Below are 23,066 nucleotides of genomic sequence, written 5' to 3'. Positions count from 1 at the left end.
GTGACACCCCGTCGGCCCCCGCCCCGGACGGTGGCACCGGGTGGCGATGTCCCGGGCGGTGACACCGGGCGGCGCGAACCGGTCGAACCCGGCTCAACCGGACAGGTCAACCGTGGTGAGCCGTTGGGTGGCGCGGGACAGCGCGACGTACAACGTCCGTACGCCCGACCCCGGCTCCGCCCGGATCTCGCCCGGGGCGACCAGGACGACGCCGTCGTACTCCATGCCCTTGGCCTCCAGGCTCGTCACCACCTGCAACCGGGGTGCGTCGATCCCGTCCAGCCACCCGGCGACCTCGGCCCGGCGCGGCACCGGCGTGACCACGCCGACCGTGCCGGGGACCTCGGCGAGCAGGGTGTTGACCGCCGCCAGCACGGTGGTCTCCAACTCAGCCGGCGGCACGCTCAGCCGCACCGGGTCAACCCCGGTGGAGCGGACGGCGGTCGGCAGCGGGAGGTCCGGATCAACCCGCCGGATCTCGGCCGCCGCCACCGCGAAGATCTCCGCCGGGTTGCGGTAGTTGGTGGTCAGGGTGAAGTGGTGCCGCGTGCGTCGGCCGAGCGCCTGGTCGCGGGCTTGGGCCAACTCCGCCGGGTCGCCGGTCCACGCCGTCTGCGCGGGGTCGCCGACGACGGTCCACGAGGCCAACCGCCCCCGGCGGCCGATCATCCGCCACTGCATCGGCGACACGTCCTGGGACTCGTCCACCACCACGTGCGTGTACTCGCGATAGTCCTCGGGGCGTTCCCGGGCCGCCGCTCGGGCGGCGCGCTGCCGATCGCTGAACGTGCTGAGCTCGCGTACCCCACCCGCCAGCTGGAACGGGTCCCGCCGAGGACGGGCCGGCTTCATCGGCTTGCCCAGCAGGGCATCCAACTCGTCGAGCAGCGCGACATCGGCCACAGTCAATCCAAGGGCGGCCCCGGCCCGGTACGCCTCGCTGAGCAGGCGGACCTCGTCGGCGGAGAGCACTCCCGCGGCGTAGCGGCGCAGCCGCTCGGGCTGGGCCAGCCAGCCGAGTACGTGCCGCGGGTGGAGCCGCGGCCACCACGCCTTGAGGAACTCGCGGAAGTCCGTCCGGTCGGCCAGCTCATCCTCGAACGCCCGCTGCTGCGGCAGGCCGGGAATGCCCAGCTGCCGGGCCTGCGCCCAGAGTGCGGCGAAGACGCCGTCGAAGCCGACCCGGCGTACCTCGTTGCGCCGCGCGCCCCGCCGCAACGCCCGATCGCGGATCGCGGTCAGCTCGCGACGGGTCACCCGCAGTAGCTCGCCCCGGTAGAGCAGCCGCAGCTCGTCCGGTGTGCCCGGTGCGGCGTCCCGGGCGGCCCGCTCCAAGACCCGCCGCATCCGCAGCGAGCCCTTCACCGCGGCGACCTCCGGTGGGTCGGTACGGGTCGCCCGGACCCCCGGGAAGAGCCCACCGAGCGCGGCGAGGGTGGCGGTCTCCTCGCCCAGCGACGGCAGCACCGACCCGATGTACTCGACGAACACGGCCGACGGCCCGACCACCAGAATGCCGCCGCCGGCGTACCGGCTGCGGTCGGTGTAGAGCAGGTACGCCGCGCGGTGCAATGCCACCGCCGTCTTGCCGGTCCCCGGGCCGCCGGAGACCACGGTGACACCGGAGCCCGGCGAGCGGATCGCCTCGTCCTGCTCCCGCTGGATGGTCGCCACGATGTCCCGCATTCCCCGTCCGGTTGCCTGGGACAGGGCGGCCAGCAGGGCGCCGTCGCCGACCGTCGTCATATCCGGCGGAGTGGCAGCCGGGTCCAGCAGGTCGTCCTCGATTCCGGTGACGCGCTCTCCGCTCGAGGAGATCATGCGGCGACGGATCACGCCCAGCGGCTGTGCCGGGGTGGCCTGGTAGAAGGCGGCCGCTGCCGGGGCCCGCCAGTCCACCACCAGCGTCCTGGCATTCTCGTCCCGGATGCCGAGGCGGCCGACGTGCAGCACCTGCCGGTTGTGCAGGTCGAGTCGGCCGAAAACGAGCCCTTCGTGCTCAGCGTCGAGCAGGTGCCGGCGCTGCGCCGCGTGAAAGACCATCGCGTCCCGCTCGACCAGCGCGCCGAAGTTGCCGACCCGGGCCAGGCGGTAGCCGTCGGACTCGGCGCGGACCGCCGCCTGGCGCAGTTCGGCGAGGCGTGCGTACACCTGGTCCAGGTGCCGCTGCTCGACGGCGATCTCCTGTTCCAGCTCGGTCCGGTCGGTCAACGTTCGTTCCTCCTGGCGTCGGTGACCAGCGCGGTGGTCAACCGCACGAGGGTACGCCCCGGCCGTGTCCCGTAAGTTTCAGGTTCGGTGCGGCCCTACCGGACGACCGCCGCGAGGTCGTCGCCGAGCTGGGCCAGGGTGGCGGTGGGCAGCGTCATACAGCTGGATCGCCCGTGCCCGCGCGCGTCGTAGGTCACCACCCGTACCTGTGTGCCGAAGCGGTCTCGTAACTCGGCGAGCTGCCGGTGCCAGATACTTCCGTTCAACGTCCAGCCGTGTGGCAGCACGGCGGCACCCGAACAACAGTGCGGCCCGCCGGGATGTCCCGACGGGCCGCACTGTTCGTCGCTCCCCGAGCGGGGCAGCTGGCTGGCGGGAGGGTCAGCCCTCGAAGACGCCGGCCTCGACGAGGCGCTTCTCGGTGGCGTCCCAGCCGTCACCCGGGTGGGTGGTGTTGAGGGCGCTCAGCTCGGCCCGGATCTTGGTGGCGTGCCCCGCGGCGGCCAGCGTCCGGATCTCCTCGACGAAAGCGTCGGAGTCGGTGCGCAGGTGCTCGGTCTTGCCGTTGGTCAGGTTACGCACGTAGGCGTTCCGGCCGCCGTTGAGCGGGATCACGTACTTGAACTCGCCCAGCACGCTGAGGGCACCACCCTGGCCAGCCTGGCCGGCCCGGACAGACGCGCGCGCGGTCTTCGAGGTGTTACTCGCCACGGAGGTACTCCTTGCAGACGTACGGTGAGGACGCGGGTAAGACGTCCGGGGGCTGGTGCGGACCTCACCCGGTGGGTGATCCCGCGCAGAAGTTCGCGGCACAGGCCGCCAATGGAACTGTACACGAGCGGGGGTCCGGGTTGGCCACCGCCTCGGGCTGGTGCAACGGGCTCACCCGACCGGCTATTCCGGGACCCGGATTTTCCGAATCCCTAGCGCATCATCCGTCACACCAGTCATGATGTGCCCCGGTAGCCACCTGGCGCGACGAGGTCGTAGGGGAAGACGCACCTCGCTCCCCGGGAGGTCACCGTGCCAACGCGTGGCGTCGTATACGTCCACTCGACCCCGCTCGCCGTGTGCTCGCACGTCGAGTGGGCGATCGCGCGCGTCCTTGCGGCGCCGGTCAACCTGCAGTGGACAGCTCAGCCCGTTGACCCCGGCGCCCGCCGGGCGGAGTGCGGGTGGACCGGCCGCCCCGGAACGGGCGCCGAGCTGGCTGCTGCCCTTCGGCAGTGGCCCATGATCCGTTTCGAGGTCACGGAGGAGCCGAGCCCCGGCGCGGATGGGGAACGCTTCATGTACGTCCCCGGCCGCGGGCTCTTCCGGGCAACCGTCGGCGCGGCCGGCGACATTCAGCTCGGTGAGGACCGATTGCGCAGCATCATGGCGGATGCCCGGGCGCCCGAGGCCCTCGCCCACGCCTTGGAGAAGGCCCTCGGGGTGGCCTGGGACACCGAGTTGGAGCCCTACCGGTACGCCGGTGACGGGGCCCCGGTGACGCTGCTCACCCGCGTCGGCTGAGGTCCAACCCATAAGGTGAGGTCGCTACGTGTTTCGGTGGCGGCTATTCGGCGCGGGTAGGGTCGACCTGCCCCAACCAGCGTCGAAAGAGTGGGATGGCTCGCGTGTCGATACCTGCACGACGTAATGGTGTCGCGGTCATCGCGCTGGCCGTACTCACCGCCCTGTTTCTTGCCGGCTGCACCGGTGGCCCGGGGCGCGCGCAGTCGACCCCGGCGACGAGTGGCCCGGCGGCCGGCCGGTCGCCCATCGGCCCGGTCGAGGATCCAGCGGCCAGGGCCGCCGCCCTGGCCAGCACGCTGGCGGATGAGGACCTCGTCGGCCAGGTGCTGATGCCGTACGCCTACGGTGCCGCCGCCGAACAGGTCTCGGCCGGCTCGGCCGCCGGCAACCAGGAACTGGCCGGCGTCGACACCCCCGCCGAGATGATCGCGAAGTACCGCCTCGGCGGGCTCATCCTCGTCGGCTTCAGCGCGGACGACCCGACCAGCGGCAACCAGGAGACCACCAACGTCGACAACCCGGAACAGGTCCGGGAGCTGACCACCGGGCTGCGGTCCGCCGCCGCCGGCCTGGCCACCGGCGAGGCGCCGTTCCTGATCGGCACCGATCAGGAGTACGGGGTGGTCACCCGGATCACCGACGGGGTCACCCTGCTGCCCAGCGCGTTGGCCGCGGGGGCGGCCGGCGAACCCGGGCTGACCGAGTCCGCCTGGCGGGCCGCCGGCACCGAACTCGCCGCCATGGGCATCAACCTGGACTTCGCTCCCGTCGCCGACGTGCTGGTCACCCCCAGCACCGTGATCGGGTCCCGGTCGTACGGCGCCGATCCGTCGACAGTGGCCGAGCAGGTCAGCGCGGCAGTGAGTGGTCTACAGGCGACCGGCGTCGCGGCAACGCTGAAGCATTTTCCCGGCCATGGGCACAGCGCCACCGACTCCCACCAGGAACTGCCGGTGCTGCCGCAGCCCCGCACCGTGCTTGAGCTGGAGGCATGGCGTCCCTTCGCGGCCGGCATCGAGGCCGGCGCCCTTGCCGTGATGTCCGGGCACCTCGACGTCACCGCGGTAGACCCGGGCACCCCGGCGACGTTCTCGCACACCCTGCTCACCGAGGTGCTCCGCGGCGAGCTCGGCTTTCCGGGGGTGGTGATCACCGACGGGATGAACATGGCCCCTGCCAAGCGCTGGTCGCCCGGCGAGGCCGCGGTCCGGGCGCTGAACGCCGGCAACGACCTGATCCTCATGCCGCCGAACGTCGGCCAGGCGTACGACGGGCTGCTCGCCGCGCTGCGCGACGGCTCGCTGCCCCGAACCCGGCTGGTGGAGGCGGTGACCCGGGTGCTGACCATGAAGTTCACCCTGGCCGGTGCGGCCACCCCGGAACTGGCCGTCCTCGGCGCGCCGGCACACCAGGCGGCGGCCACCGAACTCGCCACCGCCGCGGTGACGGCGCTGCGCGGCCCGTGTGACAGCCCGGTCTCCGGGCCGGTCACCGTGACCGCCTCCGACGGTCGGGAGCACACCCGGGCGATGCTGGTCGAGAAGCTGACCGCGGCCGGGGTGCCGGTAACCGACACCGGCGGTGCCGTGGTCCACCTGGTCGGCTACGGCGACAGCGCCGACGACCTGAGCGCCGACGCTGCCGTGACCGTCGCCATGGACACCCCGTACCTGTTGGCCGAGGCGGACTCCCCGGCGTTGCTGGCGACCTACTCGTCGAGCCCGGCGTCGATGACCGGGCTGGCCGAGGTGCTGGCCGGCGAGGCCATCCCGGCCGGCCGCGCACCGGTGCCGGTATCCGGCCTGCCCGCCACGACCTGCGGCAGCTGAGTTACCCCGATCGGCCGGGGCCCGGTCGGTGGACCGGTCAGCCCGCCGTACGCACCCCCTGTACCGCCAACCGATACACCGGCAACAGGTCGGAACGGTCGGTGAACACGCTCTCGTTGGTCACGAACAGCAGGGCTTGCCCGTTCGCCGAAACGGCCGCTCCCCAGCCGCGGTTGACCTCGTCAAGCGAGTTTTTGCTGACCCAGGTCGCCTCCACACCGGTGAGGTCATCGACGGTCAGGTCCCGGAACTGCGCCTCGGTGGCCTGCTCGAGCGACGTGTCGGCGAGGAAGGCGTCCAGGGCCGCCCGGGGCGTGACACCCTGCTCGGTGGTCCAGACCCGGAGGAAACCGCCACCGGGGCCGCGGCCCACCTCGCACTGTACGGTGGCGCCACCGCGCAGCGTCATCATCGCCGCCATCTCGGCGGCCAACTCCGGATCCTCGGCGGTCGTCAGGTCAACCTCGACGGTCTCGGCCTGCCAGCCCTCAGCGACCGGGAAAGTGACCGGCAGCGGGCACGGCCCGTCCGCGCCACCGGCGGCCCCGTCGGCGCTGGCCGGGGTGATCTCGTCGTACCAGGGCTTGCCGACGGCGGTGTTCTCGGCCGACGAGTCGGCGTCGGCCGGCTCGTCGGCCGCGCCGCAGCCGGCCGGCACCAGGAGGGCGAGAACGGCCAGCGTGGCCGGTAGACGATGACGCAGCACAGTACACATCCTCAGGATCGAATTGGACCGACACTGTGCAGCGTGCCGGCTACCCACCGGGATAGAGGTATACCGCAGCCCCCGGGCACCGCGGTCGGCGGCACCCGGGGGCTGTCCGATATCTGTTAGAGCGGGATGTTCCCGTGCGCGCCGCGACCGGCCGGTGCCGCCGCGAGAGCCTCAGCGATCTGTCGGCGGGTCTCGGCGGGCTTGATGACGTTGTCGACCACACCGATCTCCAACGCCCGGTTCACGCCACCCGCGACCCGGACCTGCTCCTCGATCAGCTCGGCGCGCAGCGCCTCCCGCTCCTCCGGCGGCGTGGCAGCCAGCTTCTTGCGGTGCAGGATGTTCACCGCCGCGCTGGCGCCCATCACCGCGACCTCCGCGTTCGGCCAGGCGAAGACCGCGGTCGCGCCGAGGGAACGGGAGTTCATCGCGATGTACGCGCCGCCGTACGCCTTGCGGGTCACCAGCGTCACCCGCGGCACGACGGCCTCGGCGAAGGCGTGCAGCAGCTTCGCCCCGCGCCGGACCACCCCGTCCCACTCCTGGCCCAGCCCGGGCAGGTAGCCGGGGACGTCAACGAGCACGATCAGCGGTACGCCGAGCGAGTCGCACATCCGCACGAAGCGGGCCGCCTTCTCGGCGCTGGATGCGTCGAGACAGCCGCCGAGTCGCAGCGGGTTGTTGGCGATCACGCCGACCGTCCGGCCGGCGAACCGCCCCAGGGTGGTGACGATGTTCGGGGCCCACCTGGCGTGCAGCTCGACACCGGGCGCGTCGAGCAGCGCCTTGACCACCGGCTTGACGTCGTACGCCCGGTTGGTCTCGGCCGGCATCTTCGCGGCCAGGTCGTGCCCGTCCTCGGCGGTGGCCGGCACATCGTCTGGGCAGAGTCGGCCCTGGTGGCCGAGGAGGGCCGCGAGTCGGCGCGACTGTGCCAGCGCCTCCTCGTCGTCCCGGCACGTCACGTGGACGACGCCGGAGCGCCGGCCGTGCGGTTCGGGACCACCGAGGCGGGCCATGTCGACCTGCTCGCCGGTGACGCTGCGGACGACCTCCGGGCCGGTCACGAAGATCCGGCCGGCACCGCTCATCACCACGATGTCGGTGAGCGCCGGCCCGTAGGCGGCGCCCCCCGCCGCGGGACCGAGCACGACGGAGATCTGTGGTACCCGGCCGGAGGCGCGGACCATGGCGGCGAAGACCTGACCGACCGCGTCGAGCGCGACCACGCCCTCGGCGAGTCGGGCTCCGCCGGAGTGCCAGAGCCCGAGCACGGGCACCCGCTCCCGGACGGCGGTGTCAATCGCGTCAACGATGTGGCGGCAGCCGTCAAGGCCCATCGCGCCGCCCATCTTCGTGGCGTCGGTGGCGTACGCGATGGCCGGTGTGCCCTCGATCTCGCCGCGGGCACAGAGCACACCGGAGCTGTCGCGTGGGGCGAGTAGGCGGAGCGTGCCCGCGTCGAACAGGGACCGGAGCCGCAGCTCCGGATCCCGATAGTCCACGGTAGAGGTTTCGGGGCCGGCAACAGTGGTGGTCACGTGAGCCTCCAAGGCTGGTCTCAGGCCCGCGTGAAGACGAGAGCCACGTTGTGCCCGCCGAAGCCGAAGGAGTTGTTCAGCGCAGCGGGGATCTCCAGGTGGCGCGCCTTGTTGGCGGCCACGTCCAGGTCGAGACCGTCGTCCGGGTCATCCAGGTTGATCGTGGGCGGTACCACACCATCCCGAATCGCCAGGATCGTAGCGATCGACTCCAGCGCACCGGCCGCGCCGAGCAGGTGCCCGGACATCGACTTCGTCGCCGTCAGGACGGGATGATCGCCCAGCGCCTGGCGCAGCGCCTTGATTTCGGCCAGGTCGCCGACCGGGGTCGAGGTGGCGTGGGCATTGACGTGCACGATGTCGCCCCGGTCGATGTCCGCGTCGGCGATCGCCTTCGTGATGGCCCGGATCGCGCCGGCGCCCTCCGGGTGCGGCTGAACGATGTCGTAGCCGTCGGAGGTTATTCCGGCGCCAGCGAGCCGTGCGTACACGTGGGCGCCGCGGGCTGCGGCGTGGTCGGCGCGTTCCAGCACGAGCACTCCGGCGCCTTCGCCGAGTACGAAGCCGTCGCGGGCCTTGTCCCAGGGGCGAGAGGCCTTCTCCGGCTCGTCGTTGCGGGTGGACATCGCCCGCATTGAGGAGAAGCCGGCGATCGGCAGCTGGTGGATGACCGCCTCGGTGCCGCCGGCCACCACCACATCGGCGCGCCCGGCACGGATCATGTCCATGCCGAGGGTGATCGCCTCCGCGCCGGTGGCGCAGGCGCTGGCCACCGAGTGCACGCCCGCGCGGGCCTGCAGCTCCAGACCGACCCAGGCGGCGGGGCCATTCGGCATCAGCATCGGAATGGTGTGCGGGGAGACCCGCCGCGGGCCGGAGGCCTCCAGGATGTCGTCCTGGTTGAGCAGGGTCAGTGCGCCGCCGATGCCCGAGCCGATGCTGACGCCGAGCCGCTCCGGGTCCAGCCCGGAGTCGGCGAGACCGGCATCCGCCCAAGCCTGGTTCGCGGCGATGATCGCGATCGCCTCGGAGCGGTCCAGCCGGCGCAACTTGATTCGGTCCAGCAGCTCAGCCGGGTCGACCGCGAGTTGGGCTGCGATCCGGACCGGTAGCTGTTCGGCCCAGTCCGGGGTGAGCGCGCTCACCCCGGACTGGCCATTGAGCATGGCGTCCCAGGTTGACGCGACGTCCCCACCCAGCGGGGTGGTCGCGCCGAGACCGGTGACGACGACGTCAGGGTGGGTCATGATCAGGACTGCGCCTCGATGTAGCTGACAGCGTCCCCGACCGTCTTCAGGTTCTGCACCTCGTTGTCCGGGATCTTGACGCCGAACTTCTCTTCGGCGGCCACCACGACCTCCACCATCGACAGCGAGTCGACATCCAGGTCGTCGGTGAAGGACTTCCCCTCGGCCACGTCGTCCGGGGTCACCCCGGCAACCTCTTCGAGGATCTCGGCGAGGCCGGTGGTGATCTCGTCACGGGTCATTGCTGTTGGTTCCTCTCATCGGGGGGTTGCTTCGCCGCGGTGGCGAAGGGCGGTGTGCCGCGGCACACCGGGTCTCAGGGGCAGCGGACGACCTGACCGGCGTAGGTCAGGCCACCGCCGAAGCCGAACAGCAGCACTGGTGCACCGGAGGGCACCTCGCGCCGTTCCACCAGCTTCGACAGGGCCAGGGGAATGCTCGCCGCCGAGGTGTTGCCGGATTCGACCAGGTCCTTGGCGACGATCGCCTGGGGGATGCCGAGGCGCTTGACGATGCCGTCGATGATGCGGGTGTTGGCCTGGTGCGGCACGAACGCCGCCAGCTCGGACGGGGCGATCCCGGCCCGCTCACACGCCTGGAGTGCGAGCGGCGCCAGCGCGGTGGTGGCCCAGCGGAAGACGCTCTGTCCCTCCTGCCGCACGTAAGGGCGCCATCCCTCGATCCGGACCGCGTCGCCGCGCTCCGGCACCGAACCCCACACCACCGGGCCGATGCCGGCCGGCTCATCCGCGCCGGTGGCGGTGACCACCGCGGCCCCCGCCCCGTCGCCGAAGATGATGCAGGTTGAACGGTCCGTCCAGTCGGTGAAGTCGGAGAGCTTCTCCGCGCCGATGACGATGGCGTTCCGCGCTGCGCCGGCCCGGACAGCGTGGTCAACCGTGCCGAGGGCGTACGCGAAGCCGGAGCAGGCGGTGTTGAGGTCGAACGCGCCGGGCGCGGTGATGCCGAGCCGGGCTGCGACCCGGGAGGCGACGTTCGGGCTGCGATCGATCGAGGTGCAGGTGGCCACCACGACGAGGTCGATGTCGGTGGCGGTCAGGCCGGAGCCGGCCAGCGCCTTGCCAGCGGCGGCGACGGCCATGTCGGTGACCGTCTCGCCGTCGGCGATCCGGCGGCTGACGATGCCGACCCGGTCGCGGATCCACTCGTCGCTGGTCTCCACCAGCTGGGCGATCTCGTCGTTGGTCACCACCCGGGACGGCTGGTAGTGGCCGAGCGCAACGATCCGGCTGCCCGTCATCAACGCTGTCCTTCCCTATGCGGCCATGGGTACCGCGAAGTCATGTGTGGCCACCGATCCGGGCCAGCGGCTGGCCCGGGGCCACCGGATCGTCGTGGTGGGCGAGCCATTCGGTGAGCAGGCCGCTGTCGTGGGCGGTGACCTCGACCGGGCCCTGCCGGGTGGCGATGTGGCCAATGATCTGACCGGCGCGCATGTCAACGCCTTCGGTCAGCTCGTCAGCGGGGACGAAGGTGCCGGCGGCGGGGGAGACCACGACCCGGAACTGGATGACCGGCTCGTGGCCGGCGGGGCCGCTGTGCCGGGCGATCAGGTCTCGCGCGGCGGGCAGGTCGTCCGGGGTGTTGAGGGTGACGATCTCCGGGGCGGCCTCGCCCTTCAGCTCCCGCTTGACCAGGCCGGCGAGGGTGCCGGCCGGGGGTAGTTCAATCACCCCGGTCACACCGAGGTCGGCGAGGGTGCGCAGGCACAGGTCCCAACGGACCGGGGCGGTGACCTGGCGGATCAGCCGCTGCACCATCTCCCGGCCGTGGTTCACCGCGGCGCCGTCGAGGTTTGACAGCAGGATATGAGTCGGATCGGTGGGGGTGACGCCGGCGGCCACGGCAGCGAGGGCGGCCTCGGCCGGGGCCATGTACGGCGTGTGGAAGGCGCCGGCCACCTGTAGCTGGCGGACCCGGGCGCGGGCGGGGGGTTCAGCGGCGAGCTTCTCCAGCCCACCAAGGGATCCGGCGGCCACGACCTGGCCGGCGCCGTTGCGGTTGGCCGGGTGTAGCTCGTGCTTCTCGATGGTGGCGAGTACCTCGTCGGGGTCGCCGCCGAGTAGCGCGGCCATCCCGGTCGGTTCCAGCGCGCAGGCCGCTGCCATCTCGCGCCCCCGGACGGCGGCCAGCGTGACCGCGGCTTCCGGGGTGAGCACTCCGGCGAGCGCGGTCGCGCCCAACTCGCCGACGCTGTGGCCGGCGGTGAGCGTGACATCGTGCATCGGTAGCTGCTCGGCGGCGAGTAGCGCCGCCGCGACGAGCAGCGGTTGGGTACGGGCGGTGTCCTTGATCTCGTCAGCGTCCGCGGCCGTGCCGAGGTGCACCAGGTCGACCCCGGCGAGCGCGGACCACCAGCGCAACCGCGCCTCGGCGCCGGGAAGGTCGAGCCAAGGGGTCAGGAAGCCGGGTTTCTGTGAACCCTGGCCGGGGGAGAGTACGGCGAGCACGGGTACGACTCTCCCGGATCCGCGCGGGTAGCGCTGTGCCGTCTTGCACCAAACCGCACTAGAACCTTTGGAGGAATCCTACAAAGATCCACTAATACTGTCAGTCTATTGCCCTGTTTTAGGAGTAACCGTGCTTATTGTCCGGTTCGATGTCCGGGCGAATACCGGGTCAAGTCGGCCGACGGTGAGCGCCACCTGGAGCGCGTACGCATCCCGGGCCGCCAGGGGAGACAGCCCGGTCACCTCCGCCACCCGCCGCAGCCGGTACCGCACCGTGTTCGGGTGTACGAACAGCGCCCGGGCCGCGCTCTCCAGGGTGCCCGTGGCGGTGAAGAAGGCATCCAGCGTCTCCAGCAGCTCCCCACCGGAGCGGGCCAGCGGGGCGTACACGTCGTGCCGCAGCCGGCGGCGGGCCTCGGCATCTCCGGCGAGCGCCCGCTCCGGTAGCAGGTCGGCGGCGGGTACCGGTCGGGGCGCGGCCGGCCAGGCCGGGGCGGCCCGGAATCCGGCGAGGGCCGCCCGGGCCGAGTCGGTGGCCTCGTCCAGGCTCGGCACGGCCGGGCCCACGACGACCGGGCCGGTGCCGAAGGCGTCGAGCAGCTTGCCGGTGGCGGCCACCGGATCGGCCACCCCGCCGAGCACGATGACCAGGCGGTCGCCGTGCACGCCCCCGATCACCTCGGCACCGATGCGCCGGGCCAGCCGGTAGACGGTGTGCAGTACGGCGGAGACCTCCCCGCCTGGGGAGCGGCCCACCGCCACCGCCACCGGGGGCGCGTCCGCCCAGCCCAGCGCCGCCGCCCGGCTGGCCAACACGTCTGGTGAGTCGCCACGGAGAAGCGCGTCAACCAGGAGGGCCTGGAGCCGGGCGTCCCAGGAACCACGGGACTCGGCGGCCCGCGCGTACACCCGGGCGGCGGCGAACGCGATCTCCCGGGAGTAGCGCAGCACCACATCCCGTAACTGCTGCTCCTCCCCGGGGGCGGCGAGGGTCGGGACCCGTTCTTCCACCACGTCGATGGTCACCTTGATCAGGGCTACCGTCTGCTGGAGGCTGATGGAGCGGGCCAGGGCCTGCGGCGCGGTCGCGAAGACCTCGTCGGAAACCTCCTGGGTGCTGTCCGCGGTGCCGCCGCCGGCGCGCAGCCACTGCACCAGGGAGCGGGCACCGGCCTGCGCCACCAACATGACCCAGGAGCGTTGGTCGGCCGGGAGCTCGCGGAACCAGGGCAGTGTCTCGTCCATCCGCGCCACACTGGCGGTGGCGAGTGCTCCCGCCGCCCGCTCGATCCGGCGCAGCGTGGCCGCCAGTTCGGTTCCCGGCTCGTTCACCGCCCTAGCCTGACACGTCGCTACCTGCGGTGTGGCACCTGGGCGGTTCGTCCGAGGTCGGTGATTCGCGTCGATTCCAGTTGTGACCTGGTACGCGCGCCGCACCGCCCGTCGGTCCCGGCCAGTACGGTGACAGGGGCACGCCGGGGCAGCGCCGGTGGGCGACAGCGAGGGTGAGGAGACCTGGATGGCGCACGGGGAGGCCGAGCGCGGCTGCGCCCAGGACGGGCACTGCCGGCCGGGCCACCACGAGTTGCCGGCAACCAAGCAGCACCGGTGGCTTGCCGGCGGCGTTCCGGCCGAGACACCCAGCGGGCCCTTACCGGAGTGCGCTGAGGAGGATTCAGCGGTGCCGCGTCAACGGTCCGCCGAGTCGGTCGGGTCGCCGTCAAGCCCGGTTCGGGGTTGTCTCAGCGGCCTGCCGGGCTGGGCGGGCGCGCACCGGCACGGCCCGGTTCGACCCCGAACGCGGGCGGGGCGCTCCGGCCGACCGCCCAGCCGCTGGTGCTGATCCGGCGGCGGGGAAGCGGTGGCTGACGGATAGCGCCGCGGCGGTCGGCCGCGGCGTCCGCGGATCGACCGGCGGCGTCAGCGGGTCCGACGCCGGATCAGCAGTGCGATCCCGGCCAGCCCGAAGGTGATCGTCAGCACGACGGCTACGTTGACCAAGAGCAGCCGGGGCAACCCGCTGAAGGCCTCGTCGATGTTTCCAGCCGGGTCGAGCGCATCTTCCGGAATCATCCGTTCGCTGCCGCCGGCCCCACCGACAACCGCGTCCACCTGCCGTTCCAACGGCACACCAGCGGTCCGCAGCGTCTCCGACATGGTGAATCGGCCGAAGAACCAGCCGGCGGCGGCCTGCTCGGAGTCCGGCTGCTTGGCAGGTCGGTAGATACGGGGCCCGCCGGCGGCCTTCGGGTACAGGTCGTAGGTCTGCTGGGGTTTGTCCCCAACGAGCACGACGATAGTGTACTTAGGACCGAGGTCGGCCTTGTCCGGTTTGCTGCTCTGGCCGGCGTCGCCAAGGAAGTTAACCTGGTCGATGACGGCCGTCACCTGGGTCGGGTGCGTGTCGGCGCGTAGGTGTAGCGGCTCGGCCATTCCGGCACCGGTGATATCCACCCCCGCTGGCGGCGGCTTCGTCGTCGCCGACGCGGGTGCGGCGAGGCCGAGCGTGAGCACTCCCGCCGTGAGACCACCAGCCATGATGGCGACCAACCGCCGTACCCTACGGACCATCGCTGCCTCCTCGCCCCCGTTCGATGGATGGCATCGCTGCGGGCTTCGTGCACGCGGATCGCCGTGGACGCCGGATGTTAGGCCGGACGCCTCCACCTCAATAGACTCCGTCACGCGACAGCTGGTTGCACCTCCCGGTGAAGAGATTTCAGCTATCTGTGATCTTCAACCCAGGAGTCGCCGCTCGCGGCCGGTCGACCCGCGCATTTTACCTACCGCGCCGGGCAACCGGACGGCGGGGTGTATCTCTCCTCAGGGGAGACGGAGCCGGGCGGCTCGTAGTCGGGTCAGGGTGCGCTCGCGGCCCAGGACCTCAAGCGACTCGAAGAGGGGGAGGCCGACCCGGCGGCCGGTCACCGCGACCCGGACGGGTGCCTGGGCCTTGCCCAACTTCAAGCCGTGCGCGGTGCCGACCGCCTCCAGTGTCGACCTGGTCGAATCCGCGTCCCACGACGGCACCTCGGTGAAGGCGGCGATCACCGCGTCGAGCAGGTCGCCGGCGCCGTCCTTCATCGCCTTGGCCCACGCTCCCTCGTCGATCAGCGGCGTGTCGAGGAAGAGGAAATCCACGTTGGGCACGATCTCGCTGAGTACCGCGATCCGGGTCTGTGCCAGCGGTGCCACCGCCTCGAACGCCTCGGCGTCGAATTCGTCCGGCTGCCACGGCGGAGGCGCGATCGTCGCGGTCCCGGTCAACCATGGCTGGCACGCCGCGACGAAATCGGCGACCGGCAGCGCTCGGATGTACTCGCCGTTGAACGCGCGCAGCTTCTTCTCGTCGAAGAAGGCCGAGGAGGGGTTCACCTCATCCAGTCGGAACTCCTCCTCGATGGCCGGCCAGGGCACGATCTCCCGGTCGCCGGCCGGGGCCCAGCCGAGCAACATCAGGTAGTTGCGCATCGCGTCGGCCAGATAGCCCTCGTCGCGGTACGCCTCCAGGGCCACCTTGTCCCGGCGCTTGGACAGCTTCTGCCGCTTCTCGTTGACGACGACCGGGACGTGCGCCCACACCGGCGGCTTCACGCCGAGTGCGTCCCAGAGCAGTTGCTGCTTCGGCGTGTTCGGCAGGTGCTCTTCGGCCCGGATGACGTGGGTGATCCCCATCGTCATGTCGTCCACCACGTTGGCGAGCAGGAAGACCGGTGAACCGTCGCTCCGGGCGATCACGAAATCCTCGATCAGCCGGTTGTCGAAGGTGGGCTCACCGCGGATCAGGTCGACCACCACGGTCGTACCCTCGTCCGGGGTCCGGAAGCGGAGGGCGCGGCCGGCGCCCGGGCCCAGCTTTCGATCCCGACAGAAGCCGTCGTAGCCGGTGTGTGGTGAGCCGGTACGGGCCTGGACCGCCTCCCGTGTGCAGTCGCAGTAGTACGCCCGCCCGCCCTCGTGTAGCCGGCTCGCGGCGGCGCGGTGCTCGGTCGCGTACGAGGACTGGAAGTAGGGCCCTTCGTAGCTGCCGCGGGCGATGCCGATCCACTCCAGTGCCGCCAGGATGCCCTCGGTCCACTCCGGCTTGTTGCGGGCCGCGTCCGTGTCCTCGACCCGGAGTACGAACACCCCGCCCTGCTGCTTGGCGAAGATCCAGTTCTGCAGAGCCGAACGGGCACCGCCGACGTGGAACATTCCGGTCGGGGAGGGGGCGAAGCGCACACGTACCGTCACGCCCCCAGCCTACGGCTGGCCGGGTCGGTGTCGGGAAGGGCCCCTTGCCGTCGACGGAGGCCATACCCATAGTGCCCGGACGGAGGCAAGGGTTTTCGGCGTGTCTTTTACCTACCTGTCCGTTTAAGTCCGAAATAGCGCATAGAGTGCCGATATCGTGGGTTGTCCGCACTGGAGGAAGACGGAAAATGATCCTCGTGGAACGCAGCTCGCACGTAACCGCGCCGATCGAAGCGGTCTGGGGCGTCGTGCAGCGGGCTGAACAGCTACCGGCCTGGCTGGCCGGGGTCCGGGCGGCGGAAGTGCTCTCCGGGGAGGGCTTCGGCCGGCGGCAGCGGGTCCAGGCGGGGCGGGGCGCGGCCCATGAGGCCGAGGTGATCGCCTACCAGGAGCCGACCCTGATCGGCTGGCGGGAACGCGCCAAGGGCGCCGGTGCCCGAGCGGAGGCGCGCACCGAGATCTACGTCCAGCTCACCGCGGACGAGGCACCGGGCGCGACGGTCGTGCGGCTGATCGTCGTACGCTGGCCGGCTGGTCCGGTCAAAGCCGCCCTGCTCCGGCTCGGTCTGCGTCGGGTCGGCGCCGACCTGGAGGACTCGCTCGCCCGGCTGACCGACCTGGCCGCCGTCGGCTGACCGGGTCCCGTCCTGGCGTCAACCCGTTCCGGCGGTGGCCTGAGGTCCTAGCCAGGGATCCGGGCCACCGCCACTGGGTAGCTCCCCACTCCCGGGTGCGGCGCGGCCAGCGTCCACCTGCGGCCAGCAGCCACCTGCGGTCAGTATCCGCACGAGGGGATGTGGACGGAACACCCCGAGAGACGACACCGGCCCGGCGTGGAACACTCCGCGCCGGGCCAGCCGTGACCGTCGGTCAGCTGTCGCCGCCGGTCTCACCGACGGGGGCGGCCCCGATGTCGTCGATGGCGTACTTCTTGGCCGCCTCGGCGGGGACCCCCGCCGGGACCGCGCCGCGGAGCGCGAGCTGCCGCAACGTCGCGACCACGATCGACTCCGCGTCCACGTGGAAGTACCGACGCAGTGCGTGCCGGGTGTCCGACTTGCCGAACCCGCAGGTGCCGAGCGAGGTGTAGTCGCCGGGCACCCAGCGGGCAATCAGATCCGGCACCGCCCGCATCCAGTCGCTGACCGCGACCTTCGGTCCGTCGGCGTCGGCCAGCTTGGCCGTCACGTACGGGACCTGCTGCTGCTCGGTCGGGTTGAGCAGGTTGTGCTCCTCCGCCTGGACCGCGTCGCGGCGCAGCTCGGTCCAGGAGGTCACGGACCAGACGCTGGCGGCCACCCCCCAGTCCCGGGCGAGCAGGTCCTGCGCCTTGAGCGCCCACTGCATGCCGGTGCCGGAGGCGAGCAGCTGTGCCGACGGGCCGTCCACCTGGGGCGCCGGCGCGTACCGGTAGATGCCCTTCAGGATGCCCTCGACGTCGACCTCCGCCGGCTCCGCCGGCTGCACGATCGGCTCGTTGTAGATCGTCAGGTAGTAGAAGATGTTCTCCTGCGCCTCGCCGTACATGCGGTGCAGGCCGTTCTCCACGATGTGCGCGATCTCGAAGGCGAACGCCGGGTCGTAGGCGACCACCGCCGGGTTGGTGGCGGCGATCAACAGTGAGTGACCGTCCTCGTGCTGGAGGCCCTCGCCGTTGAGCGTGGTCCGGCCGGCGGTGGCGCCGAGCAGGAAGCCACGGGCCATCTGGTCGGCCGCCGCCCAGAGCCCGTCCGCGGTCCGCTGGAACCCGAACATCGAGTAGAAGATGTACATCGGGATCATCGGCTCGTTGTGCGTGGCGTACGCGGAGCCGGCCGCGGTGAAGGAGGCGACCGAGCCGACCTCGTTGATGCCCTCGTGCAGGATCTGCCCGCTGGTCGCCTCCTTGTACGACAGGAACAGCTCCCGGTCAACCGAGGTGTAGCGCTGGCCGTGCGGCGAGTAGATCTTCCGCGTCGGGAAGAGCGAGTCCATCCCGAAGGTGCGGGCCTCGTCCGGGATGATCGGTACCCAGCGTCGGCCGAACTCCTTGTCCTTCATCAGGTCCTTGAGCAACCGGACGAAGGCCATCGTGGTGGCCACCTTCTGCTTACCGGAACCACGCTTCACGTCGGCGAAGCTCTCGGGGCCGGGGATGGCGAGCCGCTTCGTGCCGGACCGTCGGGAGGGTAGGTAGCCGCCGAGCTGTCGGCGCCGCTCGTGCAGGTACTCGATCTCGTCGGACTTCGCCTCCGGCCGGTAGTACGGCGGCAGGTAGGGGTTCTCCTCCAACGCCTTGTCCGGGATGTCCAGGTAGAGCCGGTCGCGGAAGGTCTTCAGGTCCTCCAGCGTCAGCTTCTTCATCTGGTGGGTGGCGTTGCGCCCCTCGAAGTGCGAGCCGAGTGTCCAACCCTTGATGGTCTTGGCCAGAATCACCGTCGGCTGCCCGGTGTGCTCCACCGCGGACTTGTACGCCGCGTAGAGCTTCCGGTAGTCGTGGCCGCCCCGCTTCAGGTTCCAGATCTCGTCGTCGCTGAGGTGCTCGACCATCTTGCGGGTCCGCGGGTCGCGGCCGAAGAAGTGCTCCCGGATGTACGCCCCGGACTCCGCCTTGTAGGTCTGGTAGTCACCGTCCGGCGTGGTGTTCATCAGGTTGACCAGCGCGCCGTCGGTGTCCCGGGCGAGCAGTGGGTCCCACTCGCGGCCCCAGACGACCTTGATGACGTTCCAGCCGGCGCCCCGGAAGAACGCCTCCAGCTCCTGCATCACCTTGCCGTTGCCGCGGACCGGTCCGTCCAGGCGTTGCAGGTTGCAGTTGATGACGAAGGTGAGGTTGTCCAGCTCCTCCCGGGCGGCGGTCCCGATCGCGCCCAGCGTCTCCGGCTCGTCCATCTCGCCGTCGCCGAGGAACGCCCACACGTTCTGGTCGGAGGTGTCCTTGATGCCACGGTGGTGCAGGTAGCGGTTGAACCTGGCCTGGTAGATGGCGTTGACGCCGCCGAGGCCCATCGAGACGGTGGGGAACTCCCAGAAGTTCGGCATCAGCCGGGGGTGCGGGTACGACGGCAGCCCGCCGCCGGGGTGCGACAGCTCCTGGCGGAACCCGTCGAGCTGGTGCTCGCTGAGCCGTCCCTCGAGGAACGCCCGCGCGTACATGCCGGGGGAGGCGTGTCCCTGGTAGAAGAGGTGGTCGCCGCCCCCCGGGTGGTCCTTACCCCGGAAGAAGTGGTTGAAGCCGACCTCGTAGAGCGAGGCCGAGCTGGCGAACGTCGAGATGTGCCCACCGACGCCGATCTCCGGCCGCTGGGCCCGGTGCACCAACACCGCCGCGTTCCATCGGATGTAGGCCCGGATCCGCCGCTCGACGTGCTCGTCACCGGGGAACCAGGGCTCCTGCTCCGGTGCGATGGTGTTGATGTAGTCCGTGGTCGTCAGGGATGGCACCCCGACCTGACGCTCGCGGGCTCGTTCCAGCAGGCGCAGCATGACGTAGCGGGCGCGCTTCGTCCCGCGCTCGTCGATGACACCGTCCAGCGACTCGACCCATTCGCCGGTCTCGTCGGGGTCGATATCCGGAAGCTGGCTCGGCAGACCGGCACTGATCACCGGGCGCTTGCGTTCCGTGGCCACAGGCGTTCCCTCGGTTGGATTTTGGTCAGGTTATAGCGCCATCCTGCCTTCTCGAGGCGCTCCCCGTCACTTCACCCGCAGGAGACGCGACGCTCGACACAGGTACTCGTCGGTAACTTCATCTGGGTGGCCCGACGATGTCTCGGTGTCACGGGTCGACCAGGACCGGCCGCGGGCAGAATTCACCCATGCGTACCGAAGTGATAACCGTGCAGACGGGCTCACGCCTCACCGTCCGGAACATCAGCGACGAGGCGGACCGGTTCGTCGCCGGACAGGGGGACGGCCTGCTGCACGTCTTCGTGCCCCACACCACCGCCGGGCTCGCGCTCATCGAATTCGGCGCCGGGTCCGACGATGACCTACGTCAGGTGCTCAACGACCTGTTGCCCGCCGACGACCGGTGGCGACACCGGCACGGGTCGCCCGGGCACGGGCGGGACCATCTGCTGCCCGCTTTCCTGTCGCCGGATGCGACGCTGCCGGTGTGTGCCGGGCGGCTCATGCTCGGCACCTGGCAGTCGCTGTGCCTGGTTGACCCGAACGGGGACAACCCAACCCGCCAGGTTCGTTTCTCGTTTCTGTCCGGCTGACCGGCACCGACGAACCGGCTTGCCGGCCGGACGAGCAGAACCCTCCTCGGGGGGCGAGGAGAACCCTCCGCGGGGGCGAGGAGAACCCTCCGCGGGGCGGTGCGCGTTCCGACACCGGGTGCCGTCGTTTCGGGAACCGGCCACCTCAACTGGTGTGGCGGGTAGGGTGCCGGTCATGGCGCATCGCACCGTCCAGCGGGTCGACTTCCCCGCTGGCAACCGGTCTGAGCTGGCCGGGGACGCCATCCGTCGGATCATGCAGATCGCCTCGACCATCCGGCAGGACCAGGAAATCGACATCAACCGGCTGGGGCTCACCCCCGCCGTGGCCCGCGCCCTGTACGAACTCGACCCGGACCGGCCGTTGCCGGCCCGGGAACTCGCCGAGCAGCTGCGCTGCGACCGGTCCAACGTCACCGCCCTGGTAGACCGGCTGGAGCAGGCGGGCCTGGTCGAGCGCCGGATCGACCCGGCCGATCGGCGGCAGAAGACACTTGTGGTGACCACCACCGGGCGGCTGGTACGGGTGCGGGTCCACCAGGCGATGTCCGAGTCCCGGCTCCTCGCCGGTCTCAGCGATGAGGAAATCAGTGCCCTGCGTGCCCTGGTAACCAAAATGTCCGAGTGTGGCTGCCCGCCGACCGGCGCGACGGAGTAGACCGGGCGCCCCTGCCGCTGCGGAGGAGCATCGTGGCCCTGGTCGATGCCGGATACGTCGGAGTGGTGCGGCGTGTTGCGGCAGTTGACTCGTTCGTACCATAAGGCCCGTTGGCCCGTCAGGTTCTGGTCACCGACGATGCCATCACCCAGGGTGCCCGCACACTCCTGGCAGGGTAAATTCCGTTCGACCCGGTGTGCCACTTGCGCGCCGAGCCGCAACTGTGTGGACTTGGCTCACGGCGTCAACCGACGCTGTGAGCTGGATGAAAGAGGAGGCACGCGACAGTGAGCGCGACCGCTGGTCAGGCCGCCGACGGGGTACGCAGCCTGGCGGACCGGTTCGGAATCGAGCCGGGGATGGTCGTCATGGAGATGGGGTACGACGACGACGTCGACCAGGATCTCCGAGACGCACTGACCGACCGCTGTGGGGAACTGGTTGACGAAGACACCGACGAGGTGGTCGACGCGGTACTGGTGTGGTACCGGGACGGCGACGGTGACCTTTTCGAGCTGCTCGTTGATGCCCTCGGCCCGCTGGCGGACAGCGGAATCGTGTGGCTACTGACGCCGAAGGCCGGACGTGAGGGGCACGTGGAGCCCAGCGAGATCGCCGAGTCCGCGCCTACCGCCGGTCTGCAGCAGACCTCCACGATCAACGCCGGCCGGGACTGGAGTGGCGCCCGGTTGGTGCTGCGCCGTGGGTCGAAGAGTAAGAAGTAACTGACTCCACACCGCTCAGCGCCCGCCGTATGGCAGGCTTTCGTGACGTTGACCCGACCCGCAAGGAGTTCCGTATGCCCATCGAGGTAGGCGCGCAGGCGCCGGACTTCGTGCTCAAGGACCAGAACAACCAGGAGGTTCGGCTCGCCGACTTCCGTGCCAAGCGCAGTGTGCTCCTGGTCTTCTACCCACTCGCCTTCACCGGTGTCTGCCAGGGTGAACTGTGCGAGGTACGGGACAACCTGAACCAGTACGTCAACGACGACGTTCAGGTGCTCACCGTCAGCGTTGACTCGGTGTACGCCCACAAGATCTGGGCGGACCAGGAGGGCTACCAGTTCCCGCTGCTCTCCGACTTCTGGCCGCACGGTGCGGTCGCCCAGGCGTACGGGGTCTTCAACGACGTTGCTGGCATCGCCAACCGGGGCACCTTCGTCATCGACAAGGCGGGTGTGGTCCGCTTCGCCGAGATGAACACGCCGGGTGAGGCCCGTGACCAGCAAAGCTGGCGTAAGGCGCTGGCTGAGGTTGCGGCCGCCTGACACCTGGTCGACCGTCGGGGCGGCGCCGGTGGCGGCAGGGTAAGCTTGCCAGCCTCCGGCCCGTCTCACCGGCGCCCGGGGCGCGTAGCTCAGTGGGAGAGCACTCGCCTTACAAGCGAGGGGTCGCAGGTTCGAAACCTGCCGCGCCCACCCCGTACCACCAGCACTCACGATGGCCCGGAGGTCACTTCCCGGGCTGGGACAGCCATAGCAACAGCTGCGCGACCCTGTGGGACGGATTCCATCGGCGCTGCGGCAGTCACCTCGCCTACTCCGACTCGACCTGACCGGCCCCGTGGGCGAGTGCTAGCCACACTCGTCTTCCGCCCGTCCGGCCGGCGGGAGGTCGCCCGGGCCGCGGATCAGGTAGATCGCCACCAGCAGTAGGTAGGCCAGCAGACTGAGGATCGGATTGATGAAGACGATGGCGAAGGCGATCAGGTAGAGCAGCGGGCGGATGAGGTATCGGCGGGAGACCGACGCCGCCAGCTGGGGATCGAGATCCGGGTGGAGCAGTCCCCGCCAGCGTGCCCACCACCAGCCCAGGTTGAAAAACAGCGCCTCGCCGAGCACGGCGCCGACGTAGATCGCGGCCGACAACCGCTGGTCCACATCGCTGCCGCGAAGATGATCCGAGAGCTGGTTGGCCGTGAACGGGATTGCGGCCACGAACATCAGCATCAGCAGGTTCAGCACCAACAGCATCTGGTCAACCCGGACCACGTAGCGCCAACTGTTGTGGTGGGCCAGCCAGATCTGGCCGACGATGGCGAAGGTGATGACGTAGGCGAGGAAGGCCCGCCACTCCTGTTGGAGCCGCGACACCAGGTCGGTGTCGGCCGCTCCCGCTGGGTTGAACTGGAGCAGTTCCACCGCCATCAGAGTCAGTGCGACGGCGATTACGGCGTCGCTGAACGCCTCCACCCGGGTGGTGTCCCGGGACATCTCGCTGTCTCGCCGATACCGGTGCCTCGGCCCTCCGCCCGCCTGCGTCACGTCACCCCGCCCCCTGCTGGATCCGCACACTGATCGTCACCCGGCCGGGGCGGAGTGTGTGGCGAAACTGCCCTCAGTCGACCGGAGTGGACGACCTTTGCGGAATGGGCGGTGCGGGGTGCCAGGCGATGGGTGCCACGCGCATGCAATGGCGAGTGCCGTCGTGGCAGCGCCGACG

The 23,066-nt window shown here is 70.6% G+C and carries 21 protein-coding genes, 1 tRNA gene and 1 pseudogene; 9 read left to right on the top strand and 14 right to left on the bottom strand.

Annotated elements, in window-relative coordinates:
- Positions 1-93 precede the first annotated feature (93 nt).
- From H0524_RS12265 to H0524_RS12255, 3 genes and pseudogenes are all read right to left on the bottom strand, one after another.
- Positions 94-2,211 carry a UvrD-helicase domain-containing protein gene (locus H0524_RS12265; RefSeq protein WP_180198753.1) on the bottom strand — a complete coding sequence of 706 codons (2,118 nt, stop codon included), beginning with the start codon at positions 2,209-2,211 and terminating at the stop codon, positions 94-96.
- 101 nt (positions 2,212-2,312) lie between these two features.
- A pseudogene (locus H0524_RS12260) lies at positions 2,313-2,504 on the bottom strand (alpha/beta fold hydrolase); the annotation flags it as partial.
- Between the two features lie 88 nt (positions 2,505-2,592).
- Entirely contained in the window at positions 2,593-2,922 is a 330-nt protein-coding gene (locus H0524_RS12255; RefSeq protein ID WP_180198752.1) for a hypothetical protein, read from the bottom strand.
- Positions 2,923-3,234: 312 nt separating this feature from the next.
- Here H0524_RS12255 and H0524_RS12250 point away from each other — a divergent pair, with 312 nt between their 5' ends.
- On the top strand, positions 3,235-3,726 hold the full coding sequence (locus tag H0524_RS12250) for a DUF3145 domain-containing protein (RefSeq protein ID WP_026323024.1): 492 nt from the start codon (positions 3,235-3,237) through the stop codon (positions 3,724-3,726).
- A 95-nt stretch (positions 3,727-3,821) separates the two neighbouring features.
- Positions 3,822-5,558 (top strand): glycoside hydrolase family 3 protein, encoded by a 1,737-nt coding sequence (locus H0524_RS12245; protein WP_180198751.1) that lies wholly within the window; start codon positions 3,822-3,824, stop codon positions 5,556-5,558.
- 37 nt (positions 5,559-5,595) lie between these two features.
- Here the strand turns inward: H0524_RS12245 and H0524_RS12240 are convergent, their stop codons facing one another.
- The 7 genes from H0524_RS12240 to H0524_RS12210 all read right to left on the bottom strand — a co-directional run bounded on the left by H0524_RS12240 (position 5,596) and on the right by H0524_RS12210 (position 12,864).
- Complete coding sequence (locus H0524_RS12240) at positions 5,596-6,273, bottom strand: lipoprotein (protein WP_180198750.1); 678 nt, start codon at positions 6,271-6,273, stop codon at positions 5,596-5,598.
- Between the two features lie 116 nt (positions 6,274-6,389).
- A complete protein-coding gene (locus tag H0524_RS12235) occupies positions 6,390-7,814 on the bottom strand; it encodes a carboxyl transferase domain-containing protein (protein WP_180198749.1) in 1,425 nt (474 codons plus the stop codon).
- A gap of 20 nt (positions 7,815-7,834) precedes the next feature.
- On the bottom strand, positions 7,835-9,061 hold the full coding sequence (gene fabF, locus H0524_RS12230; protein ID WP_180198748.1) for a beta-ketoacyl-ACP synthase II: 1,227 nt from the start codon (positions 9,059-9,061) through the stop codon (positions 7,835-7,837).
- Positions 9,062-9,063: 2 nt separating this feature from the next.
- Entirely contained in the window at positions 9,064-9,303 is a 240-nt protein-coding gene (locus H0524_RS12225) for an acyl carrier protein (protein WP_012183711.1), read from the bottom strand.
- Positions 9,304-9,377: 74 nt separating this feature from the next.
- Positions 9,378-10,322, bottom strand: coding sequence for a beta-ketoacyl-ACP synthase III (locus H0524_RS12220; RefSeq protein ID WP_180198747.1), 945 nt, complete (start codon positions 10,320-10,322; stop codon positions 9,378-9,380).
- A 40-nt stretch (positions 10,323-10,362) separates the two neighbouring features.
- Positions 10,363-11,532, bottom strand: a complete 1,170-nt coding sequence (locus H0524_RS12215; protein WP_180198746.1) for an acyltransferase domain-containing protein — start codon at positions 11,530-11,532, stop codon at positions 10,363-10,365.
- A 105-nt stretch (positions 11,533-11,637) separates the two neighbouring features.
- Positions 11,638-12,864 (bottom strand): helix-turn-helix domain-containing protein, encoded by a 1,227-nt coding sequence (locus H0524_RS12210; RefSeq protein ID WP_180198745.1) that lies wholly within the window; start codon positions 12,862-12,864, stop codon positions 11,638-11,640.
- A 187-nt stretch (positions 12,865-13,051) separates the two neighbouring features.
- On the opposite strand from H0524_RS12210, the gene H0524_RS25415 reads away from it, so the two are divergent.
- Positions 13,052-13,375: a hypothetical protein gene (locus H0524_RS25415; protein WP_309225083.1), complete on the top strand. Its 324-nt coding sequence runs from the start codon at positions 13,052-13,054 to the stop codon at positions 13,373-13,375.
- Between the two features lie 77 nt (positions 13,376-13,452).
- Here the strand turns inward: H0524_RS25415 and H0524_RS12205 are convergent, their stop codons facing one another.
- The gene (locus H0524_RS12205; RefSeq protein WP_180198744.1) at positions 13,453-14,103 is read right to left on the bottom strand and encodes a hypothetical protein; all 651 of its coding nucleotides are present in this window, start codon (positions 14,101-14,103) and stop codon (positions 13,453-13,455) included.
- 252 nt (positions 14,104-14,355) lie between these two features.
- Positions 14,356-15,753, bottom strand: coding sequence for a glutamate--tRNA ligase (gene gltX / locus H0524_RS12200; RefSeq protein WP_180198777.1), 1,398 nt, complete (start codon positions 15,751-15,753; stop codon positions 14,356-14,358).
- Between the two features lie 200 nt (positions 15,754-15,953).
- Between gltX and H0524_RS12195 the strand changes: the two genes are divergently transcribed.
- A complete protein-coding gene (locus H0524_RS12195) occupies positions 15,954-16,400 on the top strand; it encodes an SRPBCC family protein (RefSeq protein ID WP_018728419.1) in 447 nt (148 codons plus the stop codon).
- A gap of 235 nt (positions 16,401-16,635) precedes the next feature.
- Here the strand turns inward: H0524_RS12195 and aceE are convergent, their stop codons facing one another.
- Entirely contained in the window at positions 16,636-19,374 is a 2,739-nt protein-coding gene (gene aceE / locus H0524_RS12190; RefSeq protein WP_018728418.1) for a pyruvate dehydrogenase (acetyl-transferring), homodimeric type, read from the bottom strand.
- Positions 19,375-19,562: 188 nt separating this feature from the next.
- Here aceE and H0524_RS12185 point away from each other — a divergent pair, with 188 nt between their 5' ends.
- The 5 genes from H0524_RS12185 to H0524_RS12165 all read left to right on the top strand — a co-directional run bounded on the left by H0524_RS12185 (position 19,563) and on the right by H0524_RS12165 (position 22,042).
- A complete protein-coding gene (locus tag H0524_RS12185; RefSeq protein WP_180198743.1) occupies positions 19,563-19,967 on the top strand; it encodes a YjbQ family protein in 405 nt (134 codons plus the stop codon).
- Positions 19,968-20,142: 175 nt separating this feature from the next.
- Positions 20,143-20,625 carry a MarR family winged helix-turn-helix transcriptional regulator gene (locus H0524_RS12180; protein WP_180198742.1) on the top strand — a complete coding sequence of 161 codons (483 nt, stop codon included), beginning with the start codon at positions 20,143-20,145 and terminating at the stop codon, positions 20,623-20,625.
- A 287-nt stretch (positions 20,626-20,912) separates the two neighbouring features.
- Positions 20,913-21,350 carry a DUF3052 domain-containing protein gene (locus tag H0524_RS12175; RefSeq protein WP_018216517.1) on the top strand — a complete coding sequence of 146 codons (438 nt, stop codon included), beginning with the start codon at positions 20,913-20,915 and terminating at the stop codon, positions 21,348-21,350.
- A 74-nt stretch (positions 21,351-21,424) separates the two neighbouring features.
- Positions 21,425-21,892: a peroxiredoxin gene (locus tag H0524_RS12170; RefSeq protein WP_026323019.1), complete on the top strand. Its 468-nt coding sequence runs from the start codon at positions 21,425-21,427 to the stop codon at positions 21,890-21,892.
- Between the two features lie 78 nt (positions 21,893-21,970).
- Positions 21,971-22,042, top strand: a tRNA-Val gene (locus H0524_RS12165).
- A 156-nt stretch (positions 22,043-22,198) separates the two neighbouring features.
- Here H0524_RS12165 and H0524_RS12160 read toward each other — a convergent pair.
- Entirely contained in the window at positions 22,199-22,837 is a 639-nt protein-coding gene (locus H0524_RS12160) for a TMEM175 family protein (protein ID WP_180198741.1), read from the bottom strand.
- Positions 22,838-23,066: the final 229 nt, after the last annotated feature.

The organism is Salinispora sp. H7-4 (assembly GCF_013416675.1).
In the GTDB taxonomy this organism is placed as follows: Bacteria; Actinomycetota; Actinomycetes; order Mycobacteriales; family Micromonosporaceae; genus Micromonospora; species Micromonospora vitiensis.
This window is presented reverse-complemented; position numbering and strand designations above follow the sequence as displayed.

Bases quoted from the DNA above. Each gene is read 5' to 3' on its own strand.
- H0524_RS12245 (WP_180198751.1), top strand. From the start codon at position 3,822: ATGGCTCGCGTGTCGATACCTGCACGACGTAATGGTGTCGCGGTCATC.
- H0524_RS12195 (WP_018728419.1), top strand. From the start codon at position 15,954: ATGATCCTCGTGGAACGCAGCTCGCACGTAACCGCGCCGATCGAAGCG.
- H0524_RS12220 (WP_180198747.1), bottom strand. From the start codon at position 10,322: ATGACGGGCAGCCGGATCGTTGCGCTCGGCCACTACCAGCCGTCCCGG.
- H0524_RS12170 (WP_026323019.1), top strand. From the start codon at position 21,425: ATGCCCATCGAGGTAGGCGCGCAGGCGCCGGACTTCGTGCTCAAGGAC.
- H0524_RS12160 (WP_180198741.1), bottom strand. From the start codon at position 22,837: ATGTCCCGGGACACCACCCGGGTGGAGGCGTTCAGCGACGCCGTAATC.
- H0524_RS25415 (WP_309225083.1), top strand. From the start codon at position 13,052: ATGGCGCACGGGGAGGCCGAGCGCGGCTGCGCCCAGGACGGGCACTGC.
- H0524_RS12180 (WP_180198742.1), top strand. From the start codon at position 20,143: ATGGCGCATCGCACCGTCCAGCGGGTCGACTTCCCCGCTGGCAACCGG.
- H0524_RS12225 (WP_012183711.1), bottom strand. From the start codon at position 9,303: ATGACCCGTGACGAGATCACCACCGGCCTCGCCGAGATCCTCGAAGAG.
- H0524_RS12185 (WP_180198743.1), top strand. From the start codon at position 19,563: ATGCGTACCGAAGTGATAACCGTGCAGACGGGCTCACGCCTCACCGTC.
- H0524_RS12205 (WP_180198744.1), bottom strand. From the start codon at position 14,103: ATGGTCCGTAGGGTACGGCGGTTGGTCGCCATCATGGCTGGTGGTCTC.
- H0524_RS12240 (WP_180198750.1), bottom strand. From the start codon at position 6,273: ATGTGTACTGTGCTGCGTCATCGTCTACCGGCCACGCTGGCCGTTCTC.
- fabF (WP_180198748.1), bottom strand. From the start codon at position 9,061: ATGACCCACCCTGACGTCGTCGTCACCGGTCTCGGCGCGACCACCCCG.